Origin of the sequence: Nostoc mirabile CHAB5784 (assembly GCF_020829645.1) — a bacterium.
Lineage (GTDB): Bacteria > Cyanobacteriota > Cyanobacteriia > Cyanobacteriales > Nostocaceae > Nostoc > Nostoc mirabile.
Window position 1 is genome coordinate 1 of the sequence record NZ_JAIVFS010000075.1, and the last position, 16,339, is coordinate 16,339.

Consider the following 16,339-nt stretch of genomic DNA (forward strand, 5'->3'; position numbering starts at 1 on the left):
AGTAACTCCACCACGTAAAGAAGCATCTGTTGCTGTTTAATACCTTAGATTATTCATACTTTTGCTAAGTCTCTGATTAACTCAGCCCTGCTGGGTCATTTTGTATAGCTTAGTCTAAACTCCAGTTGATAGAGCAACCATGCCATCGCGGAGTAGAAGGCTGGCTCTAACTTAAGTTAGAATCCGAATTCGATCGAAAGTACACCCTATAAACTGACAATGCCGCGCTTAACGGCAACAATCACAGCTTGGGTGCGATCGCTGACATCTAACTTATTCAAAATTCGATTGACATGAGATTTAACAGTGCCTTCACCGATACTCAAAGCAGCCGCAATATCGGCATTACTCATCCCCTGTGCCAGTGAGCGGAGTACTTCTAGTTCTCTTTCACTCAGTTCTGGATTGCTGAGGCGCTGTACCAACTTTGCTCCCACATCGGGCGGAATATACTTCTGACCCCGATGAACGGTACGAATGGCATTCAGAAGCTCGTCAGGTTCAGTTTCTTTCAACAGGTATCCTTTTGCTCCTGCCTGCAATCCCCGATAAATATCTTCGTCACTATCATACGTTGTCAGTACAATAATCCGAGCAGATTTAGCAGTAGCACAAATTGCACCGATGGCGGCAACTCCTTCCACTTCAGGCATTCGGAGATCCATTAGCGTTACATCCGGTTGGTGTTCCCCAAATAGCGCGATCGCTTGTTCCCCATTTTCAGCTTGGGCAATCACCTGCATATCTGGGTCACGGTTAATAATCGTGGCTAATCCTTGCCGAAAAATGGCATGATCGTCCGCAATCAAAACTCGAATCGGGGGTGTGGGGTGTAGGGTGTGGGGTGTGGGGTGTGGAGTAGTCATCACCCTACACCCCAACCACAACAATAATCTCTGTTCCTTGTCCAGGTTGACTCCTAATCGTAAGTTGCGCGCCGATGCGCTCTGCCCGTTCGCTCATGCCTAATAAGCCAAAACCCTCAGAGGATGGAATACTTCCAACTCCAAAGCCCTGCCCATTGTCTGTCACGCGCAAGCAAAACTGATCGCGATCGTATCCTAGCTTCACTCGGATTTCGTCAGCATTGGCGTGTCTGGTAGCATTCGTTAATGCTTCCTGCCCAATCCGCAGTAGGTTACTCTCGACTTCAGTCGGTAGAGCATACACTGCACCCTCAACCTCATAATATAAAGTGGTATCCATTGCGGCAGTTCTGATCTGAGCGACGAGACGATGTAGAGCGCTCTGTAAACTGCCCTCTTCCAAAAGCTGAGGACGGAGCGCGACGACCGATCGCCGCGCTTCAGTCAGTCCAGTTCGCGCCAATTCTTTGATCAGGTCTAGGTGTGCCTGAGTTGCTTCTAAATCATCCGTTAGCACCTGGTTTGCCGCTCCTACCTGAGCCAGAATGCCTGTAAACGCTTGAGCGAGTGTGTCGTGAATTTCGCGTGCCATGCGGTTGCGCTCTTCTAAAATCGAGGCTGCTTCTGCTTGCTTTTGCAGGGTGATATCCGCAATCACTCCTTCTATGCAGTCATCGGCTGCATCCAGACGAGCGGAGTAAAGTCCCCAAAACTCTGTACCATCTCGTTTTCGCATCTGTGCTTCAAAGCTTCGCAGTTCCCCATCACGCTTCAGCAACTCAATGGCTTGTTGGCGATCGCTGGGATCTACATACCAGCCTGTGGTGTGTTCAAGCCCAATGATCTCCTCTGGTGAATCAAAGCCAAACAGATTTGCAAAGCGTTGATTGGCATCGAGAATTAATCCATCACAAATGCGGGTTCGGTAGATGCCGACCTGCGAGTTTTCAAAGATAGTTCGGAACTTGGCTTCACTGCGTTGTAATGCCTCTTCTGCTTGTTTACGCTGGGTGGTGTCATTGCCAACCGATAAGATTTCAACTAAATCTCCCTGTTCATTTAAGATTGCTTGATTAGACCAGGCAAGCCAAACTCGCCTACCGTCTCGACACCGGTTTTCACCGTCGACTTGCGGGTACGATTTAGGATTGTGAAGTAAATCATGGATAAAGGGTCTGAGATCGCGTCCAGAGGTATTGGTTTCTGGAACGATTGTTTCAAATAGGGTTCGCCCTAAAATCTGATGTTCTTCATAGCCCAAGAATTTCACCCCATAATCGTTGATGTATCGAATCCGTCCTTGCGTATCATAACGAATGATCACTGAATTCGCGGTTTGTAGCAGGTTGCGATAATTTGCTTCACTTTGCCTTAATGCGGTTTCGGTTTGTTGACGTTCAGCGATCTCCTGCTGTAAGGCTTGAGTTCGCTCTTCTACTTTCCTTTCCAGTGTTTCGGCATAGTCTTCTAACTGTTCATACAACCGAGCATTTTCTAGTGAAATTGCTGCCTGAGCAATCAACAGTTTGAGGACTTGTAAGCGATCGCTGGTGAACACTCCGGTACTGAGATTGTTTTCCAGATAAAGAATGCCAATGAGCTGACTTTGTTTGAGAATTGGCATACAGAGGAGCGATCGCGTCTGTTGGTTTTGAATATAAGGATCAGTCAAAAAAGACGGTTCGCTGACTGCATCATCAAACACCAGAGTTTCAGATGTGCGTTCTACCGAGTGAATGACGGAGATAGGAATCGTTGCACAGCCAGCAACGGCGATCTTTTCCAGGTCGCGCTGTCTACTCCCACTGCACTGAGCAACCACAGTGAGCCGATCGTCTTCTAGGAGAATCAGAGCGCCTGTTTCGGCTCCGGCATTTTCTATCACCACCTGCATCAACGTGGCAATTAAGTGATCGAGATGGATGATTTCTGAGAGGGCTTGAGCTGCTTTCATCACCGCAGCCAAATCGATCTCCGCAGCCGGACGAAGGATCGTTGCATCGGTCAAGGTTAAATTCGATTGCCGAGTCAGGTTGGAGTTGAGTAGTTGCGGATAGCGTTTTTCTAAGTCTTTAACTTTAGCTATTGCGCCCCAGCGATCGTAGCAATAGTGCGCCTCTTTCATGTAGGTTTGAGCAATTTTTTCTCGACCTCGCGCTAGATAATGTTTAGCCGCTAATTCATAAGCCAATGCTTCTTCTTGGATAAACTCATTTTCAGCAGCACCTGCGATCGCTCGTTCATAAAACTCTTCAGCCTCAAGAAATTGTCCTAAGACTCGCGCTTTCTCTGCCTCGACTAGATGAAATTTATGTAGATAATTCATTGGGGCGTGTTCTGCCCATTTTTGCATCTTTTCTTGGTTGGTACTAATACAACTCAGCCAAGCTGCTTTTTCAGCGCTCGAAGCATCAAGCGATAGGCTCAAAAGCGCCAGAGAATGGTAGAAACAGAATACAGGTAAAACCGTTATTGCTGTCACCTCTTCAAAATATTGCCTTGCTAAAATAGCAGTCTGTACAGCTTGATGATATTCTTCAAATAGATAACACAGTATAACTTTGTGCAGATACAGCATTTGAATTGCAGTTCCATCTTTAACTGCAATAGCGTGTGGTAACGCCTGCTCTTCATTACATAGCCTACCAACTAAGCGGCTGGGATTAAGAGACCTATCTAGCAAATTAAGAATTGTCTGCCACAATATTGCAAGCCAATTCGAGGGGCTTTCCCGTCTGATTTGGTCGATCGCTTTGCTGTAGGTTGCTGTTTTTTGTTCCAGTTGGGTGAGTTCCTCACCAGCAAAAAACGAGTTATAGCATACATTATATGCAGCATAACCAGCAAATTCAAAGTCTCCAGTTTCCACTCCATTTTGATAGGCATCAGCCAGCATTGGTATTGTGTTCCTAAGATGCACCTTCCAGTGCATGATATGGGCACTCGAAAACATTAATGCTTTAGCATTTCCTTTTTTGGTATTCAATCGTTCTGTCAAACCCAGAGCCAATTTGCCGAACTTATAACCGAGTTCAATGTCTTGAACAACTCCACATAGAACAAACCCATAGCAAGCATAATACAGTGATGACCAGATAGCATTACCGTAGTTGATTGATAAATTTACCGTTTTGCAAGTAATCAGTATCACCAGTGCTGGTGACATTATAAATGCAGCAGCCCCTATATTCGCTAGGATTGACATTGCTGCCAGCGGTTCTGGTGCAGTCATCTCTGGTAAATCAATCAAGTCTTCGATTTCTCGTTCAGCGAGTAGTGCAGCCGTTGACTCCAATTCCCTTTGAATATCTACCTGATTTGGATTTTCTATTAAATCTTGTCCCAGGAGCTTTAACACTTCCAAGCCAATTTCAAGTGCTTCTTTCAGGTTGCCCTGTGACAAATGACTTTGAATTCTGCTATCGTAAACCTGCACTTTGTCAAGTACTGTTTTGGCGCGATCAAGTACCACTTCTACCAACTGTTCCATCTCATCAAAGCGACCATGAAGATACGCCGCTCCTGCTGCTTCTGAGTACAGCGCTAAGGTGAGGTCATACTCACTCTGCCAACTCTCTGGATTGAGGAGTTGAAGCCCTGTAGTGAAATACTTAAAAGCTGCTTCATAAGCCGTTGCTGCCTTTGCTTTCTGACCTGCCATTAAATTCAATCTAGCAATTTCAGTTCGTTCTGATTGAGCAGTGACTAGCTCAACTCCCTGATCGAGATGATCCACAATGGCAAACAGCCGATCTGATAGTTGCTCTGGTGAAGTTTTTTCGAGTAAATTGCGACCGATTTGGAGATGAACAACTTGTTGCTGCGAATTATCAATTAAAGCATAAGCAGCTTGCTGTACGCGATCGTGCGAAAACTTATACTCTTGAACTAACAAGTCTTCGTCCAAGTCAGAAAGGGGTTGAATTAATCCAGCTTGTACTGCTGCTAGTAAATCCTGGAAAATTGCTTTAGGTAATTTTCCCCAGGCGATCGCTAACGTCTCTAAATCAAATTCAGCCCCGACACAAGCAGCTATGCAGAGAATTTGCTGTGTTGCTTCTGGCAATTTCTGCAACTGATGCAACAGCAACTCCACCACATTATCAGTGATATCTTGAGCTTCAATCTCAGCCAGGTTCCATTGCCAGCTCAACTGTTGTGCATCAAAAGTCAACAGATTTTCGCCATACAGCATTTTCAAAAATTCACCGACAAAGAAAGGGTTGCCCTCGGTTTTACGTGACACAGCTTGGGCTAGGGGACGAACGGTATCAGGGTTGTGATGTAATGTCTCAGCTATCAGTTGGCTTAATGGTTCCAGTGTTAAGGGGGTCAGAATGATTTCCTGAAGTACTACTCCCTGGTTTCGCAGTTTCTCTAGCGTCAAAACCAATGGATGCGTTGGAGTCACTTCATTATCTCGGTAGGCTCCGATCAAAAACAGATATTGGGTTTGCTCGTCGAGTAATATGAGTTCGATTAACTTCAGCGTCGCAGAATCGATCCACTGTAGATCGTCTAAGAAGATTACCAGGGGATGCTCTTTTGCACAAAACGCCCGCACAAATCTTTGAAAAGTTAGATTGAAGCGATTTTGTGCTTCAGTTGCTCCAACTTCTGGTACAGGCGGCTGCTTGCCAATGATTAACTCAACTTCGGGGATGACATCAATGATGATTTGCCCGTTGCTTCCCAAAGCGGTGAGCAGGTGTGATCGCCACTGTTGCACTTGCTCATCCGGTTCTAAGAGAAGTTGCTGCACCAACTTTTGCAGGGCATCCACAATGGCGCTGTAGGGAATATTACGCCTAAATTGGTCAAATTTACCTGATACGAAATAACCGTGTTTTGCTGCGATCGGTTTATAGAGTTCCTGCACCAATGCTGTTTTGCCAATGCCAGCGTAACCAGCAACGAGCAGCATTTCAGAAGACGCGGGGACGCGGGGACGCGGGGACGCGGGGATAATGTTACTCTCCGTGTCTCCGTATCTCCCCCTCTCCGCGTCACCTCCCGCTGCCACTCTGTCAAACGTTGCTAACAATGCTTCCATCTGGGCTTCTCGTCCATACAGTTTTTGAGGAATGCAAAACTGTTCGGAAACATCTTGTAGTCCCAACGACATGGCGTTAATTTGACCCATTTCTGCCAGTTGCCCGGCGCAGCGTTCTAGATCCGCTTTGATGCCCCAGGCACTTTGATAGCGATCCTCCGCATTTTTCGCCATCAGTTTCAAAATCAGGTCTGAAACGGGTTGGGGAATTGTCGCGTTCAATTCGTGCGGGGGAATCGGTGGTCTGGCAATGTGGCAGTGGACTAGCTCTAGGAGATCTTTGGTGGGAAACGGCAATTGTCCCGTCAACAGTTCGTAGAAGGTTACGCCCAGTGAATAAAAATCAGTGCGATAGTCGAGCATCCGGTTCATCCGCCCGGTTTGCTCTGGCGATAGGTAGGCGGGGGTTCCTTCCAGAAGATGGAGACTTTTGAACGTGGGATTGGTGCGACCCAAGCGAGTGGCAATCCCAAAATCAATGATTTTAACAACGCCAGTGTTCGGATTAAAGACAATGTTACCAGGGTTGATATCTTTATGGATGACATGAGCAGCATGGATTCTGCCCAGAGTATCGGTAATGGCGATCGCCAGCTCTAGAAAAGTAGATAAGGGCATGGGGCAGAAGTCTGATTGCTGCCGCATCCAGTATTCTAAAGACTCTGCGCCAAAGTCTTCTAGAAGGATGAAGAGCGTGCGCTGATAGTTCTGCTGGCCGTATGCCTTAACTACGCCTTCGATGTTGAGGGAGCGAGTAATTGCATATTCCTGCCGATAGCGAGTTAATTCCTGAGAAGAAGGATAATCCTGCTTCAGAACTTTGGCGATGACTGCACAATTCTCCCGCTCTCGTATGCCTCGATACACAAGAGTTACCGAACTTTCATAGATTTTGCTGTGGATGGTAACTCTAGGTAAGGCAATCATTGAACTCTCTTGGGATGAGTGTCATCAGCCATATCACAAAGTATATCATTTGCCAAATTCCAACAAACAGCAAGGAGAGAGCAAGCTTCACAATAATGAAATTTATTGCTAATTTATATATCAACAAATGTTGGTTCAATACTGAAGTTTTGTTGATTGGCTTTTTGAGGTTAAGGTTACATACTAAAACCAATCTATGTAAAACAGAGTAGTTAGGTTTAATTGAATAATGAGTCTTTATTGGCTCCATCACATAGCTAATTTTTAGGGCAAACATATGAGTATTTTAGAATTGATGCAGGCATTGACGTTTTTGCATAAGTATACTTTTATTTATTGTGGAAGTATTCATAGAAGGATATAGCCATTTTATGTTGTTTGCTGATAACCTGTATAATCAACTAGTTTTATCGTAAAAGGTTGCTTGCACTAAATGTTTTTTAACTATTAAAAATGAATTGTTTTCTTCAAAACAAGGTTTAAAAATTTTGATTTACATTAACAAGGTGTATTTGCTTTTTAGAGGAATGTTATGTCTACAAATAGAAACAATAAGGGTAAAAAAGTCATGTCTGATGATAATACAACCAATATTAATAATAGTAAACCTCAAAAGCGACTGGTAATTATTACAGGTGATAAAGGTGGTGTGGGAAAAAGCACCTTTGCGCGAGCGCTATTTCAACTTTATATTAATAAAAATTTACCCTGTGTTGCTTATGAAGCTGACTTAAGAAATCCTCAGTTAGAAAGATATTTCAAAAAAGACTACCGACCTATAATCCGTTATATGCTCAACTGATTGAAACTAACTCCCCTATTAATACCATTCAGCGTTCGATAGTACTCAACTGGATGGAGACTTTTCATAACTCTATTGTTTCTAATGAAATAGCTTCTAATTATTTAGGGTTGAGTACGAACTGTGCAGAACTAGCTTCTGTAGGTGCAAATAAACCAAGTCCTTCCAATCTTGATGTGACTGAAGATATTGAATCTGAGAAATGGTAAGTGTTTACTTTACCAAATTAACAGTGAGATTTTAAATTGACTATCTAAACAACCTATGACCAATATTGCAAAAGTTGTTGAAAAAGTTGTTGCAGAATATTCTGAAGAAAAAAAAGCAGAGGTTACTGATTGGATACTGAAATTGGGTGTTCGGCCTGATGACCCCTTGTTTAACTTATACGCGGAACTGGGAACAACTCAGTTTGCGTTGCAGCAGCTACCAGGTAGGCTTGACTCGCTTGTGGTGGGTTGGACTGATATGGTAGACGATAAGCTTAATAGTGCTTCTAAGGTGGCAATACAACAACAAAAGAGTGCGATCGCAGAAGCAGCAAAGGAGCTGGTTAAAATGACTAAACAAGCTGGTGGAGCCTTACCTCACTTGAGCATAAGTAATTGGCGATTGGCACAAGTGGCGGGGGTATTGGGTTTTGTACTGGCTTTAGGGACTGCAATTGGTGTTTTTACATACAAGACCATTGCTGGAAGTGTAACTTTTCAGCAGGCGGCTTCTGGATCTCCCATGTTACAACCTGAAGATAAAAAGCTTCTGGATTGGGCTAAATCCAATGAAGGTAAGGTAGCGCGTAGTATTTATGTTAAAAACGCCGCTATCATTAAAACTTGCCGCCAGCAGAAGAAGTATTCAGGTGGCTGCATAATTGCGGTTGATTAATTTTCTAAGCAACCCAGCCTTTGTATCCCTTATTACTCGTTTTAACTGTATCTTTTTGGCTTTTTTGGTTGGTTTTGACTCCACGCCACGGGCCAGACCCAGATACCATAACAATGTCGTCTTTTGAATAATTTCCTGTGTTGGCGCGTTCTCCCCATGCTTGCTCGTAATTACGAGTGCTTGAAGGTGTATTGGAGGGCGCAGCTGATTTACCAATAAACTGGGTAGCTATTTGGGCCATCGCGATGTCTTTTTTCATGTGTTCAGCGACGGCAGCGCTTATAGGTTCGAGTTGGGACAGTGGATTTATTAGCGGTCTATCGGTCTGTTTGGACTTTTCTTGCTGAGTTTGTAATGTGCTTTGTTGTGATTTTTCAGCTACATTGGTGTATGCTTCGCTGAGAGCTTGAATAAATGCAGATTCTTTACCCTTACCTTCCCATTGTTGATCCTGGGCGTTAGTTATATTAGTACAGTTCTCTAACCAATCGACTCCTCCGCGTTTGGCGATCGCCTCAGTTAACCGAGGATGTTGTTCGAGTTTAGCCTGAAGTACTTCTACCATTAGCTTGTATTCATCAGCTGATGGATGCAGCTGCTTTTGGTGGTTAAATGCGTGTTCAGCGGATGCGTATGCTACCCCTTCAGGTTTTTGGACATGGGTTTCTACTCCATAGTGACCGCCGGGGGCTTCTGGATTATTATTGACTGAAACTTGGTAATCATTTTGTAGCTTGCCTTGTTCTTTGGCGAGTGCAGTGGCAAGGCTAAGTGCTACTCCTAGCCCATCTTTGGAGTCAGGGCTGATATTTACTGGGGTAAGAGTTTGTTTTTGGATAGTTGGGAACGGAACAATTTTGCCTCGCAGCTGTTTTATTTTTTCCTCGCTTACCTTACCCAATATTTCGATAGCTTTAGTTTGATCGGCTTGGCGCGAGTTTGGTAGTAATATTGCTTGGTTATTAGCTTCTGATTGTCTACCTGTTAATACTTGTATTCCAACCGTGTTTTGATAAACTTGTGAAATTTCTGCAACTGCGGCGTTAGTATTTGATTGAATATTAGTTGTATTCTTTTTTGGTACAGCTTTTGTAGGAATAATTGGTACTGGCGAATCTTCTTGATTGAGTTCTCTGGGACGGTTAGGTAGTGTTTGTAGAGCTTGTTTGTATTCACTATTTGGAATTTGGTTTAATTGTAAAAGACTACCCTCGGTTGCAACTTTTTGATTTAACTCTGCACTAAGCTGTTCGTAGCGGTCAAATCTGTCAACTTCCCCAATATTAATCGGTTCTCCAAGTAGACTATTTAATTCTTCGTTTATTTATTCGAGAATTTCATTTTTATTAAAAATAAATGTAGCTGTGTTACTCTCAATAAAATAATGGTTTTCAGTAGATTTTGATTCTAGCCAAGGCACTTTGTATGTAAAAAAGCTGTTAAACCCTGTAAATAAAGTGTTTTACGCCACTGTATTTTTCCCATTTCGGTTAAATTAGGAACGATAGTAAAAATTAATAAAATATGAGGAACTGCGGATTACATTCGTCCTGAAATAGATGCTTACTTCCAGAAAGAGGGGATTAAGGTATCCTGGCACGGTAATATTTTTATACCTGATGAGATATCTTCTGGTATGGGCAATCGCATGGCGGATGTCTGGGCGTTCCACCAGCATATGATTATTCAGTTTGATCGGTTGACTGGTTATACCCGTTCTGAGGTTATACCGCTAACTAAATCTGTTGAAGGTACTACAAATAATGCAGGTGAAGAGGTCAAGCGTAAGTATAGCTTTACGCTTTGTGAGCGACCTAGTACTTTTATTGCTGTGAATGAGAATGTTTGATTGACTCAGAGAAAAACAAGTGTAGTTATAAGACTGTAACTACACTTATTGAATGCTTTTTACGTTATTTTTTAGGAAGTACACAAGTATTATTTTTCCACTTGCCTTCTAGCATTCGGAATGATTCAACTTTGAATTGCTCCATTGCCGAATCATCGATTGTAGTAACTTTGAGTTTAGTGGATTTATTAGCAGCCATAGTTGTCTCCTAGATGAGTTTTTCACTCTTAGCTGCGTCAGCATTAGTAAAAAAATCCCACTCTTACAAGCGAGATTTTCTGTATAATTAGATGACTTTTAATTGTTTTGCTAATAGACGTTTACGCGGAGCTTCCCGTGTATTAAGTATTAGTATCCAGTCATTGCCACTGTTGATGCTTTTGTACATTCCCGAACGAGTAGTTGCAAACAAATGCTCAGGGCTTCGTGGGTCAACTGCAAGGTCAAAAGGAGCATTACTTAATCCATTCACGTGGGGTTTAATCCAAGTCTTTCCACCATCTGTGGAAGTATGCAGCCTGCGATCGCCAAAGCATGAAAATCTACCCCAGGCATGGAAATCTGTTTCTAATCTTGCCCTTGATTCTGACTTATCTGGAATCCTAGATTACCTCCTGTGTGCGGATGTCCACTAGAAAAAAAGCGATCGCTGTTAATTGGATCGGCAGTGAAGCTCATATAATCAGCTCGTTCTTTTCCCATCCATAACCATTGCCCAGTTTCAGCCTTTTTCAGCGAGATTTCTAAACATTCCTAGTTTTTTCTAACATTTCAAATTCAAATTTGTTTCTCGCCGAGGGATTTATTAAGCTCTATTTTGATGGACTGTCTTGGTTGTTCATCATTCCCGGCATATTGTTCATCATCCCTGGCATCTTGTTCATCATTGCTTGGCAACACTTACATCCCGTTTGGTTTGGCTGCTGTGGCGTTTGATTCGTTGGCGCTGTTTTTTGACTGGTCAGCACTTGAGTTAGTTTTGCTTCGTTTATAGCCCTAGCGGATTGATTCGGGGTTGCAGTTTGCTTGGGGGTGTTTGCAAAGGAAGCAGTAGTGGTTAATGTAAGCAATGCAAAACTTGCTACGGCTCCGCTCAATACTGTCTTAACGCCTGTACTAATGTTCATTTTTTTACTCTCTATTATTCTATTAAGCTAGTAGTTTCTGAAAAACTAAGACTATGCTAAAGTCTCTATTCGGCTATAGAGTCAAGTAATAAATTTACTAGCTTCGTAAATTGTGAACGGGTATATTGGAGCAAGCAACTTCCTCAATCAGGCTACAAAGCTCTTTATTACAAGGATTATCCAAGGGTCGGTTTGCCCAACGCTGTTGATATGCCTCTAGCTCATCCTTCAGTTCCTTCATGCGATAAATCTGCTCCTCAAGATGAGCAATTTTCTGTTTGAGCAAGTCCCGAACTAGTGGACAAGCAGGATCGCCTTGGGAACGGATGCCTAGCACTTGTTGAATTTCAGACAGGGAAAACTTTAAAGATTGGGCTTTTTTGATGAATTGCAGCCTGTTGACTGCCTCGCAGTCGTAATAACGGTAGCCACTTTCACTTCTTTCAACTGGTTTTATCAAGCCCAAGCCTTCGTAATACCGGATTGTTCCCACTGCCACATCAGTTTGCTTTGCTAGCTCACCAATTTTCAGGAGTTTTTTTAGGAATGATACTTCACAACAAACTTCTTTCATGACAGCAATCATAGTTATTTACTACTATGTGTTGCTTTAACTTTAAAGTCTATAGTTGGCTGTAGAGTCAACCCTTAGAGACAAAACTTTTGTAAAGAGATATTATAAAAACTTGTATTTGTATTGAGTGTTTACATCTATTAACCTGACTGCAACAAGTAAGGCAATCAGGGCGATCGCGTCTTGTTAATAAGAACCTTTCAATCTCAATAAAATCCAAATTATTTGCATTAAAAGTTGCTTATTGATAAAGTTTTAACCTTTGGAAAATGATGTTAGCCTCTGGGGTTGACTTTATAGCCAACTAGAGGCCTCAGAATGAATGAGTCAGAAAAATTTTTGGTAGACATCATGGTAAAACGTCAAATTGAGATTTTTACAGCTGACTGTTCTCTTTGTGATGAGACAGTGCAAATGGTGCAAGAACTGACTTGTCCTGATTGTGAAGTATCAGTTTATAACCTGCGACAAGAGCAAGAGAAAGCCCAGCAGTATGGAGTAAATGCAGTACCAGCGATCGCAATCAATGGAAGACTTGTCTTAACTGGTAAACCAAATCTAGAGCAGTTGCGAGCAGTTGGTGTAGGTCAACCCTTAAATTAGAAGCAGTAGAAGGAAGGATTTACCACCCAAATGGGTGGTAAATTCACATAAGGGTACTGTCTACATATAAAGTTAGAAACACAGGAATTTTGCACTTCTCGTTTTACTGATAAAACATCAGCTAAATTAAACAGCATTGATCCAAAAATCAGCTGTGACGATTTTGCCATTGCGATTAAACTGACCCCAAAGCTTATACTTTCCTGGTTGCGGAAAGCTAGTTATAAAATGAACCTGTCCAGCAGGGGTATCTTTTAGTGCGTGGGCATGAATATAATCTTCTGCTTTTAATGGGTTTGACTGGCGTAAGATGACTAGATGTCCTCTTTCTCCTAAGTATGGCTATTACGGTCAAGCTTTCGCTTTTTACTCAATCTTTTCCATTACCGCATCCGGTTAGCACCTACTTTGAGTCTTCGACCTCTCAAAGAGCTAATAATGGGTTATTTCGTTCCAAATGACAATTCTATGTATCTTTAGAGTGATGCTTTTCGCCGAGTTTATTGGGGGTGCAAATTGGTCGAGACATTAGTCGCCAATCCCTTATCCTTTACCTTTTGGTGTAGTGATTCAGCCTGATTGCACTACTTGTACGTAACGACGATTCAAACACATCTTTAAGTCTAGGCTTTACTCATGGATACTTTGCTCGATGGACACCGATTTAGGCTGTCAGTGGAGCCACCTTTCATCCCCGCTTTACGGGATTTGCACAGGACTGATATCTGGGTACTGCTCTACTGGTAGTAGCGGAATGCTGATTATCCCTACCACAAGAATCACAAGAGCGCAGACGATCGCAAATACAGGTCGCTTAATAAAAAAATTAGCAAACATAAACTTATTTCTTTCTGGGTAAAAATTTGATTTAACTACGGCTCTGGGATAATAGGAGTGCCATCTCTTAAATTGAGTAAACCGGAAACAATAATTTTTTCTCCTGCGGTTAACCCTTTCAGCACTTGATAGTGATTACCCTGGATACTACCTAGCTCTACAGGTTTGAGCCGTGCTACTAATTGCGATTGTTTGGGTGAGGATTCAGCTACATAAACAAAGGTTTCTGCACCCAAGCGCACTACGGTTGTTGTGGGAATTAATACACCTGGGCGCTTATCCCAAATCACTTTGGCTTTAACGAATTGGTCGGCGCGCAACTGTCTGCGGGAATTATCAAACAGTGACTTTACTAAAACTGACTGAGTATCGTTGGCTGTGTTGGGAGCGATGAAAAATATGCGACTTGTCCCGAGATTTTTACCTCGTTCGTCAATTAACTGCAATGTCATCCCAGGACGCAATCGTGTTGCTTGCTGAACTGGTACGGAAATATTGACTTCTAGAGTTTGATTTTCGGTAATAGTTGCCAATTGAGTCGAAGTATCAACAAAATCACCGATTTTGATAGGGATGTCTCCTGCCTTGCCAGCAAAGGGAGCAGTAATTTTGTAGTATTTTAACTGGACTTGTTGTTGTTTAGTAGCTGCTTGAGCTTGCTGTACGGCTTTTTCGGCTTGAGAGATGGCAGCTTTTTGGGCTTGAATTTGAGCATCAATTGCACTCAAGCTGGCTTTAGCTGTAGCTAGTTTGTTAGCGTATTGATCCTGAGTTTGGCGAGACATAGCACCTTCCGCAGCTAGGTAAGAGTATCTTTGGTAGTCCAACTGATTTAACCTGACATCAGCTTGCTTAGATAAACGTTCAGCTTCTATGGATTTGAGAGTTGCTTTGGCATTTTCTAGTTGCGATCGCGCCGCCATTGCAGCCGCATCCACACCGCTAACTGCTGCTTTTTGTTCTTCCGCATCTATTTGCAGAATTGGTGTACCTGTTTTTACCTCATCGCCCGATCTCACAAAAATCTGGCCGATCTGTCCTTGGATTCTGGGACGGAGAGTGACTGAACGACGCGATTGGAGGTTAGCAATAAAATTGGAACTTTGTTCAATTGTGCTTGCTTGTAGTGAGGATAATTTTACTTTGATTCCTGGAGGTGCAACAGCTGTCGCTACTGGGGATTTTTGACTGGGAGTTAAAATAAAAAAATCAAAAAAATAAACCACGGATAAACACAGCAAAAAGTTTTGAGCAGAGGCAGGCTCCGCTCAAAACTTTTCAAGACAAATGCACAAAGTATTTTATCTATGTGCATCTGAAATTTTATATAAACTAGGCTTAGATTTTTATCTTAAATTTGGATATTTTTTATAGTATTACCTCTCACTAATAACGTTCAATAATTGGACAAATATTTGAATGATTATTATCAATATTTAGTCCCCAACCAGAAACTAATCCTGATAATTCTTGTCTCAAAATAAGTAATTGCTGAATTTGTTCATCAATAGCTTTTACCTTATCTTCTAGTTTAATTTTAATATGCTCACAAGGTAACTCTCCTCTATCATGAACATTTAAAAATTCCTTAATCTCTGACAAGCTTAATCCTAAGCTTTGAGCGCGTTTAATAAAGTGCAGTCGCTCCAAAACATCAGAGTTAAATAATCTAAATCCACCCTCGGTTCTCCCTAATGACCTGAGTAGACCAAGTTCTTCATAGTAGCGAATAGTTTTAATTGGTACACCGCTAGACTTGGCAACATTACCAATGAGTTTTGGCTCTTCTTGGACTAACATACTTAGCTGCTCTCATGCTAGATAAGTTTATTTACCTTATCTTAAACTCTCCAGCTAACTGGAGAGTCAAGTAAGAACAGGATCATCTTGCTAATTATTTGCTACTGGCTTATGTGGCAGGTTCTACTTCCACAACACCACGATACATTTTCATACCGCAGGTGAACTCATATTCACCAGGATACTTAGGAGTAAATTCCACTGAAGTGGTTTGGTTAGGAGCAAGATCAACGGCTAAGTCAAAGTCTGGTATTAGCAATTTATCAAAACACTTGCTCAGATTGTGACGTTGGAAATCTAATCTTACTGGTTGTCCTACCTCCACAATTACTCGTTCCGGTTTGTAACCCTTTTCAACCGTAACAGTCGCTTCTTGAGTACCTTCTAGTGTTTTCACTGCTTTTGTTGCTGACTCTGTAGGCAAAGAAAGCTCTGGTTGGATCTGGTGAGTAGATTGAGAAGTAGTTATTAGGGTTGCTTTTGCTGTCGAATCAGTAGGTTGAACTTCTATAACTCCTCGGAACATATTCATACCGCAGTTGAAGGTATAAGTACCTGATTTATCGGGCGTGAACTCAATGGATGTGACTTCGTTGAGCGGTAGGTTTTTGGCGATATGGAAATCAGGTAAGCGTATTTCTTCAAGACAACTACTTGGGTCACGGCGTAGGAAATTAAGGCGGACTCTTTGACCTGCGTTGACTAGAATTCGACTAGGTTCGTAACCTCCATCTACAGTAATGCCAACTTCTTGAATACCATCATGGGCTTCGGCTTTTTGGGACTTTGGTTTACTTAGGAGAAACCACCAGATTTCTAGTCCGATTAACCCCAAGCCGACTGTTGTAACTGCACCTTTTACCCAAAATGGTTGCTCAATGCGGCGGAACTGAGTTGTCTGCGATCGCTCGGTAGCTGGCATTTCATGATTCATCTGTGCAACTGCTTTATCTGAGGCAACACTGAATGCCAATCCCAAGCCTGCTATACTGCTAAGAATTACTTTACTCAACATT

Annotated in this window: 13 protein-coding genes and 2 pseudogenes; 4 read left to right on the forward strand and 11 right to left on the reverse strand. The window is 42.5% G+C overall.

Annotated elements, in window-relative coordinates; all coding sequences use genetic code 11:
- Nucleotides 1-206 precede the first annotated feature (206 nt).
- Together LC653_RS31805 and LC653_RS31810 are read right to left on the reverse strand one after the other, a co-directional pair.
- The gene (locus LC653_RS31805; RefSeq protein ID WP_229498606.1) at nucleotides 207-866 is read right to left on the reverse strand and encodes a response regulator; all 660 of its coding nucleotides are present in this window, start codon (nucleotides 864-866) and stop codon (nucleotides 207-209) included.
- Nucleotides 867-870: 4 nt separating this feature from the next.
- Nucleotides 871-6,846, reverse strand: a complete 5,976-nt coding sequence (locus tag LC653_RS31810) for an AAA family ATPase (protein WP_229498607.1) — start codon at nucleotides 6,844-6,846, stop codon at nucleotides 871-873.
- 568 nt (nucleotides 6,847-7,414) lie between these two features.
- Between LC653_RS31810 and LC653_RS31815 the strand changes: the two are divergent.
- Both LC653_RS31815 and LC653_RS31820 read left to right on the forward strand, forming a co-directional pair.
- A pseudogene (locus LC653_RS31815) lies at nucleotides 7,415-7,639 on the forward strand (chromosome partitioning protein ParA); the annotation flags it as partial.
- A gap of 273 nt (nucleotides 7,640-7,912) precedes the next feature.
- Nucleotides 7,913-8,533: a DUF6753 family protein gene (locus LC653_RS31820; protein WP_229498608.1), complete on the forward strand. Its 621-nt coding sequence runs from the start codon at nucleotides 7,913-7,915 to the stop codon at nucleotides 8,531-8,533.
- Nucleotides 8,534-8,537: 4 nt separating this feature from the next.
- Here LC653_RS31820 and LC653_RS31825 read toward each other — a convergent pair whose 3' ends face one another.
- Nucleotides 8,538-9,434: a hypothetical protein gene (locus LC653_RS31825; RefSeq protein ID WP_229498609.1), complete on the reverse strand. Its 897-nt coding sequence runs from the start codon at nucleotides 9,432-9,434 to the stop codon at nucleotides 8,538-8,540.
- A 747-nt stretch (nucleotides 9,435-10,181) separates the two neighbouring features.
- Here LC653_RS31825 and LC653_RS31830 point away from each other — a divergent pair.
- Nucleotides 10,182-10,382, forward strand: coding sequence for a hypothetical protein (locus tag LC653_RS31830; RefSeq protein ID WP_229498610.1), 201 nt, complete (start codon nucleotides 10,182-10,184; stop codon nucleotides 10,380-10,382).
- 567 nt (nucleotides 10,383-10,949) lie between these two features.
- Here the strand turns inward: LC653_RS31830 and LC653_RS46475 are convergent.
- The 3 genes from LC653_RS46475 to LC653_RS31840 form a co-directional block, all read right to left on the reverse strand.
- On the reverse strand, nucleotides 10,950-11,084 hold the full coding sequence (locus LC653_RS46475; RefSeq protein WP_267923251.1) for a hypothetical protein: 135 nt from the start codon (nucleotides 11,082-11,084) through the stop codon (nucleotides 10,950-10,952).
- Nucleotides 11,085-11,194: 110 nt separating this feature from the next.
- On the reverse strand, nucleotides 11,195-11,509 hold the full coding sequence (locus LC653_RS31835) for a hypothetical protein (protein ID WP_229498611.1): 315 nt from the start codon (nucleotides 11,507-11,509) through the stop codon (nucleotides 11,195-11,197).
- Nucleotides 11,510-11,606: 97 nt separating this feature from the next.
- Nucleotides 11,607-12,095 (reverse strand): heavy metal-responsive transcriptional regulator, encoded by a 489-nt coding sequence (locus LC653_RS31840; protein WP_229498612.1) that lies wholly within the window; start codon nucleotides 12,093-12,095, stop codon nucleotides 11,607-11,609.
- Nucleotides 12,096-12,434: 339 nt separating this feature from the next.
- Between LC653_RS31840 and LC653_RS31845 the strand changes: the two genes are divergently transcribed.
- Nucleotides 12,435-12,686: a thioredoxin family protein gene (locus tag LC653_RS31845; RefSeq protein WP_229498636.1), complete on the forward strand. Its 252-nt coding sequence runs from the start codon at nucleotides 12,435-12,437 to the stop codon at nucleotides 12,684-12,686.
- 126 nt (nucleotides 12,687-12,812) lie between these two features.
- On the opposite strand, the pseudogene LC653_RS31850 reads toward LC653_RS31845, so the two are convergent.
- The 5 genes and pseudogenes from LC653_RS31850 to LC653_RS31870 all read right to left on the reverse strand — a co-directional run.
- A pseudogene (locus LC653_RS31850) lies at nucleotides 12,813-13,028 on the reverse strand (DUF8832 domain-containing protein); the annotation flags it as partial.
- A 357-nt stretch (nucleotides 13,029-13,385) separates the two neighbouring features.
- Nucleotides 13,386-13,523, reverse strand: coding sequence for an efflux RND transporter permease subunit (locus tag LC653_RS31855; RefSeq protein WP_229498613.1), 138 nt, complete (start codon nucleotides 13,521-13,523; stop codon nucleotides 13,386-13,388).
- Nucleotides 13,524-13,558: 35 nt separating this feature from the next.
- A complete protein-coding gene (locus LC653_RS31860) occupies nucleotides 13,559-14,749 on the reverse strand; it encodes an efflux RND transporter periplasmic adaptor subunit (RefSeq protein WP_229498614.1) in 1,191 nt (396 codons plus the stop codon).
- 160 nt (nucleotides 14,750-14,909) lie between these two features.
- Entirely contained in the window at nucleotides 14,910-15,323 is a 414-nt protein-coding gene (locus LC653_RS31865; RefSeq protein WP_229498615.1) for a heavy metal-responsive transcriptional regulator, read from the reverse strand.
- A gap of 109 nt (nucleotides 15,324-15,432) precedes the next feature.
- A complete protein-coding gene (locus LC653_RS31870; protein WP_229498616.1) occupies nucleotides 15,433-16,338 on the reverse strand; it encodes a cupredoxin domain-containing protein in 906 nt (301 codons plus the stop codon).
- Nucleotide 16,339: the final 1 nt, after the last annotated feature.

What these genes read in the sequence shown, in the direction of transcription:
- LC653_RS31805 (WP_229498606.1), bottom strand. Translation starts at nt 866, where the DNA reads ATGACTACTCCACACCCCACACCCCACACCCTACACCCCACACCCCCG.
- LC653_RS31810 (WP_229498607.1), bottom strand. Translation starts at nt 6,846, where the DNA reads ATGATTGCCTTACCTAGAGTTACCATCCACAGCAAAATCTATGAAAGT.
- LC653_RS31820 (WP_229498608.1), top strand. Translation starts at nt 7,913, where the DNA reads ATGACCAATATTGCAAAAGTTGTTGAAAAAGTTGTTGCAGAATATTCT.
- LC653_RS31830 (WP_229498610.1), top strand. Translation starts at nt 10,182, where the DNA reads ATGGCGGATGTCTGGGCGTTCCACCAGCATATGATTATTCAGTTTGAT.
- LC653_RS46475 (WP_267923251.1), bottom strand. Translation starts at nt 11,084, where the DNA reads ATGGGAAAAGAACGAGCTGATTATATGAGCTTCACTGCCGATCCAATT.
- LC653_RS31835 (WP_229498611.1), bottom strand. Translation starts at nt 11,509, where the DNA reads ATGAACATTAGTACAGGCGTTAAGACAGTATTGAGCGGAGCCGTAGCA.
- LC653_RS31840 (WP_229498612.1), bottom strand. Translation starts at nt 12,095, where the DNA reads ATGATTGCTGTCATGAAAGAAGTTTGTTGTGAAGTATCATTCCTAAAA.
- LC653_RS31845 (WP_229498636.1), top strand. Translation starts at nt 12,435, where the DNA reads ATGGTAAAACGTCAAATTGAGATTTTTACAGCTGACTGTTCTCTTTGT.
- LC653_RS31855 (WP_229498613.1), bottom strand. Translation starts at nt 13,523, where the DNA reads ATGTTTGCTAATTTTTTTATTAAGCGACCTGTATTTGCGATCGTCTGC.
- LC653_RS31865 (WP_229498615.1), bottom strand. Translation starts at nt 15,323, where the DNA reads ATGTTAGTCCAAGAAGAGCCAAAACTCATTGGTAATGTTGCCAAGTCT.
- LC653_RS31870 (WP_229498616.1), bottom strand. Translation starts at nt 16,338, where the DNA reads ATGTTGAGTAAAGTAATTCTTAGCAGTATAGCAGGCTTGGGATTGGCA.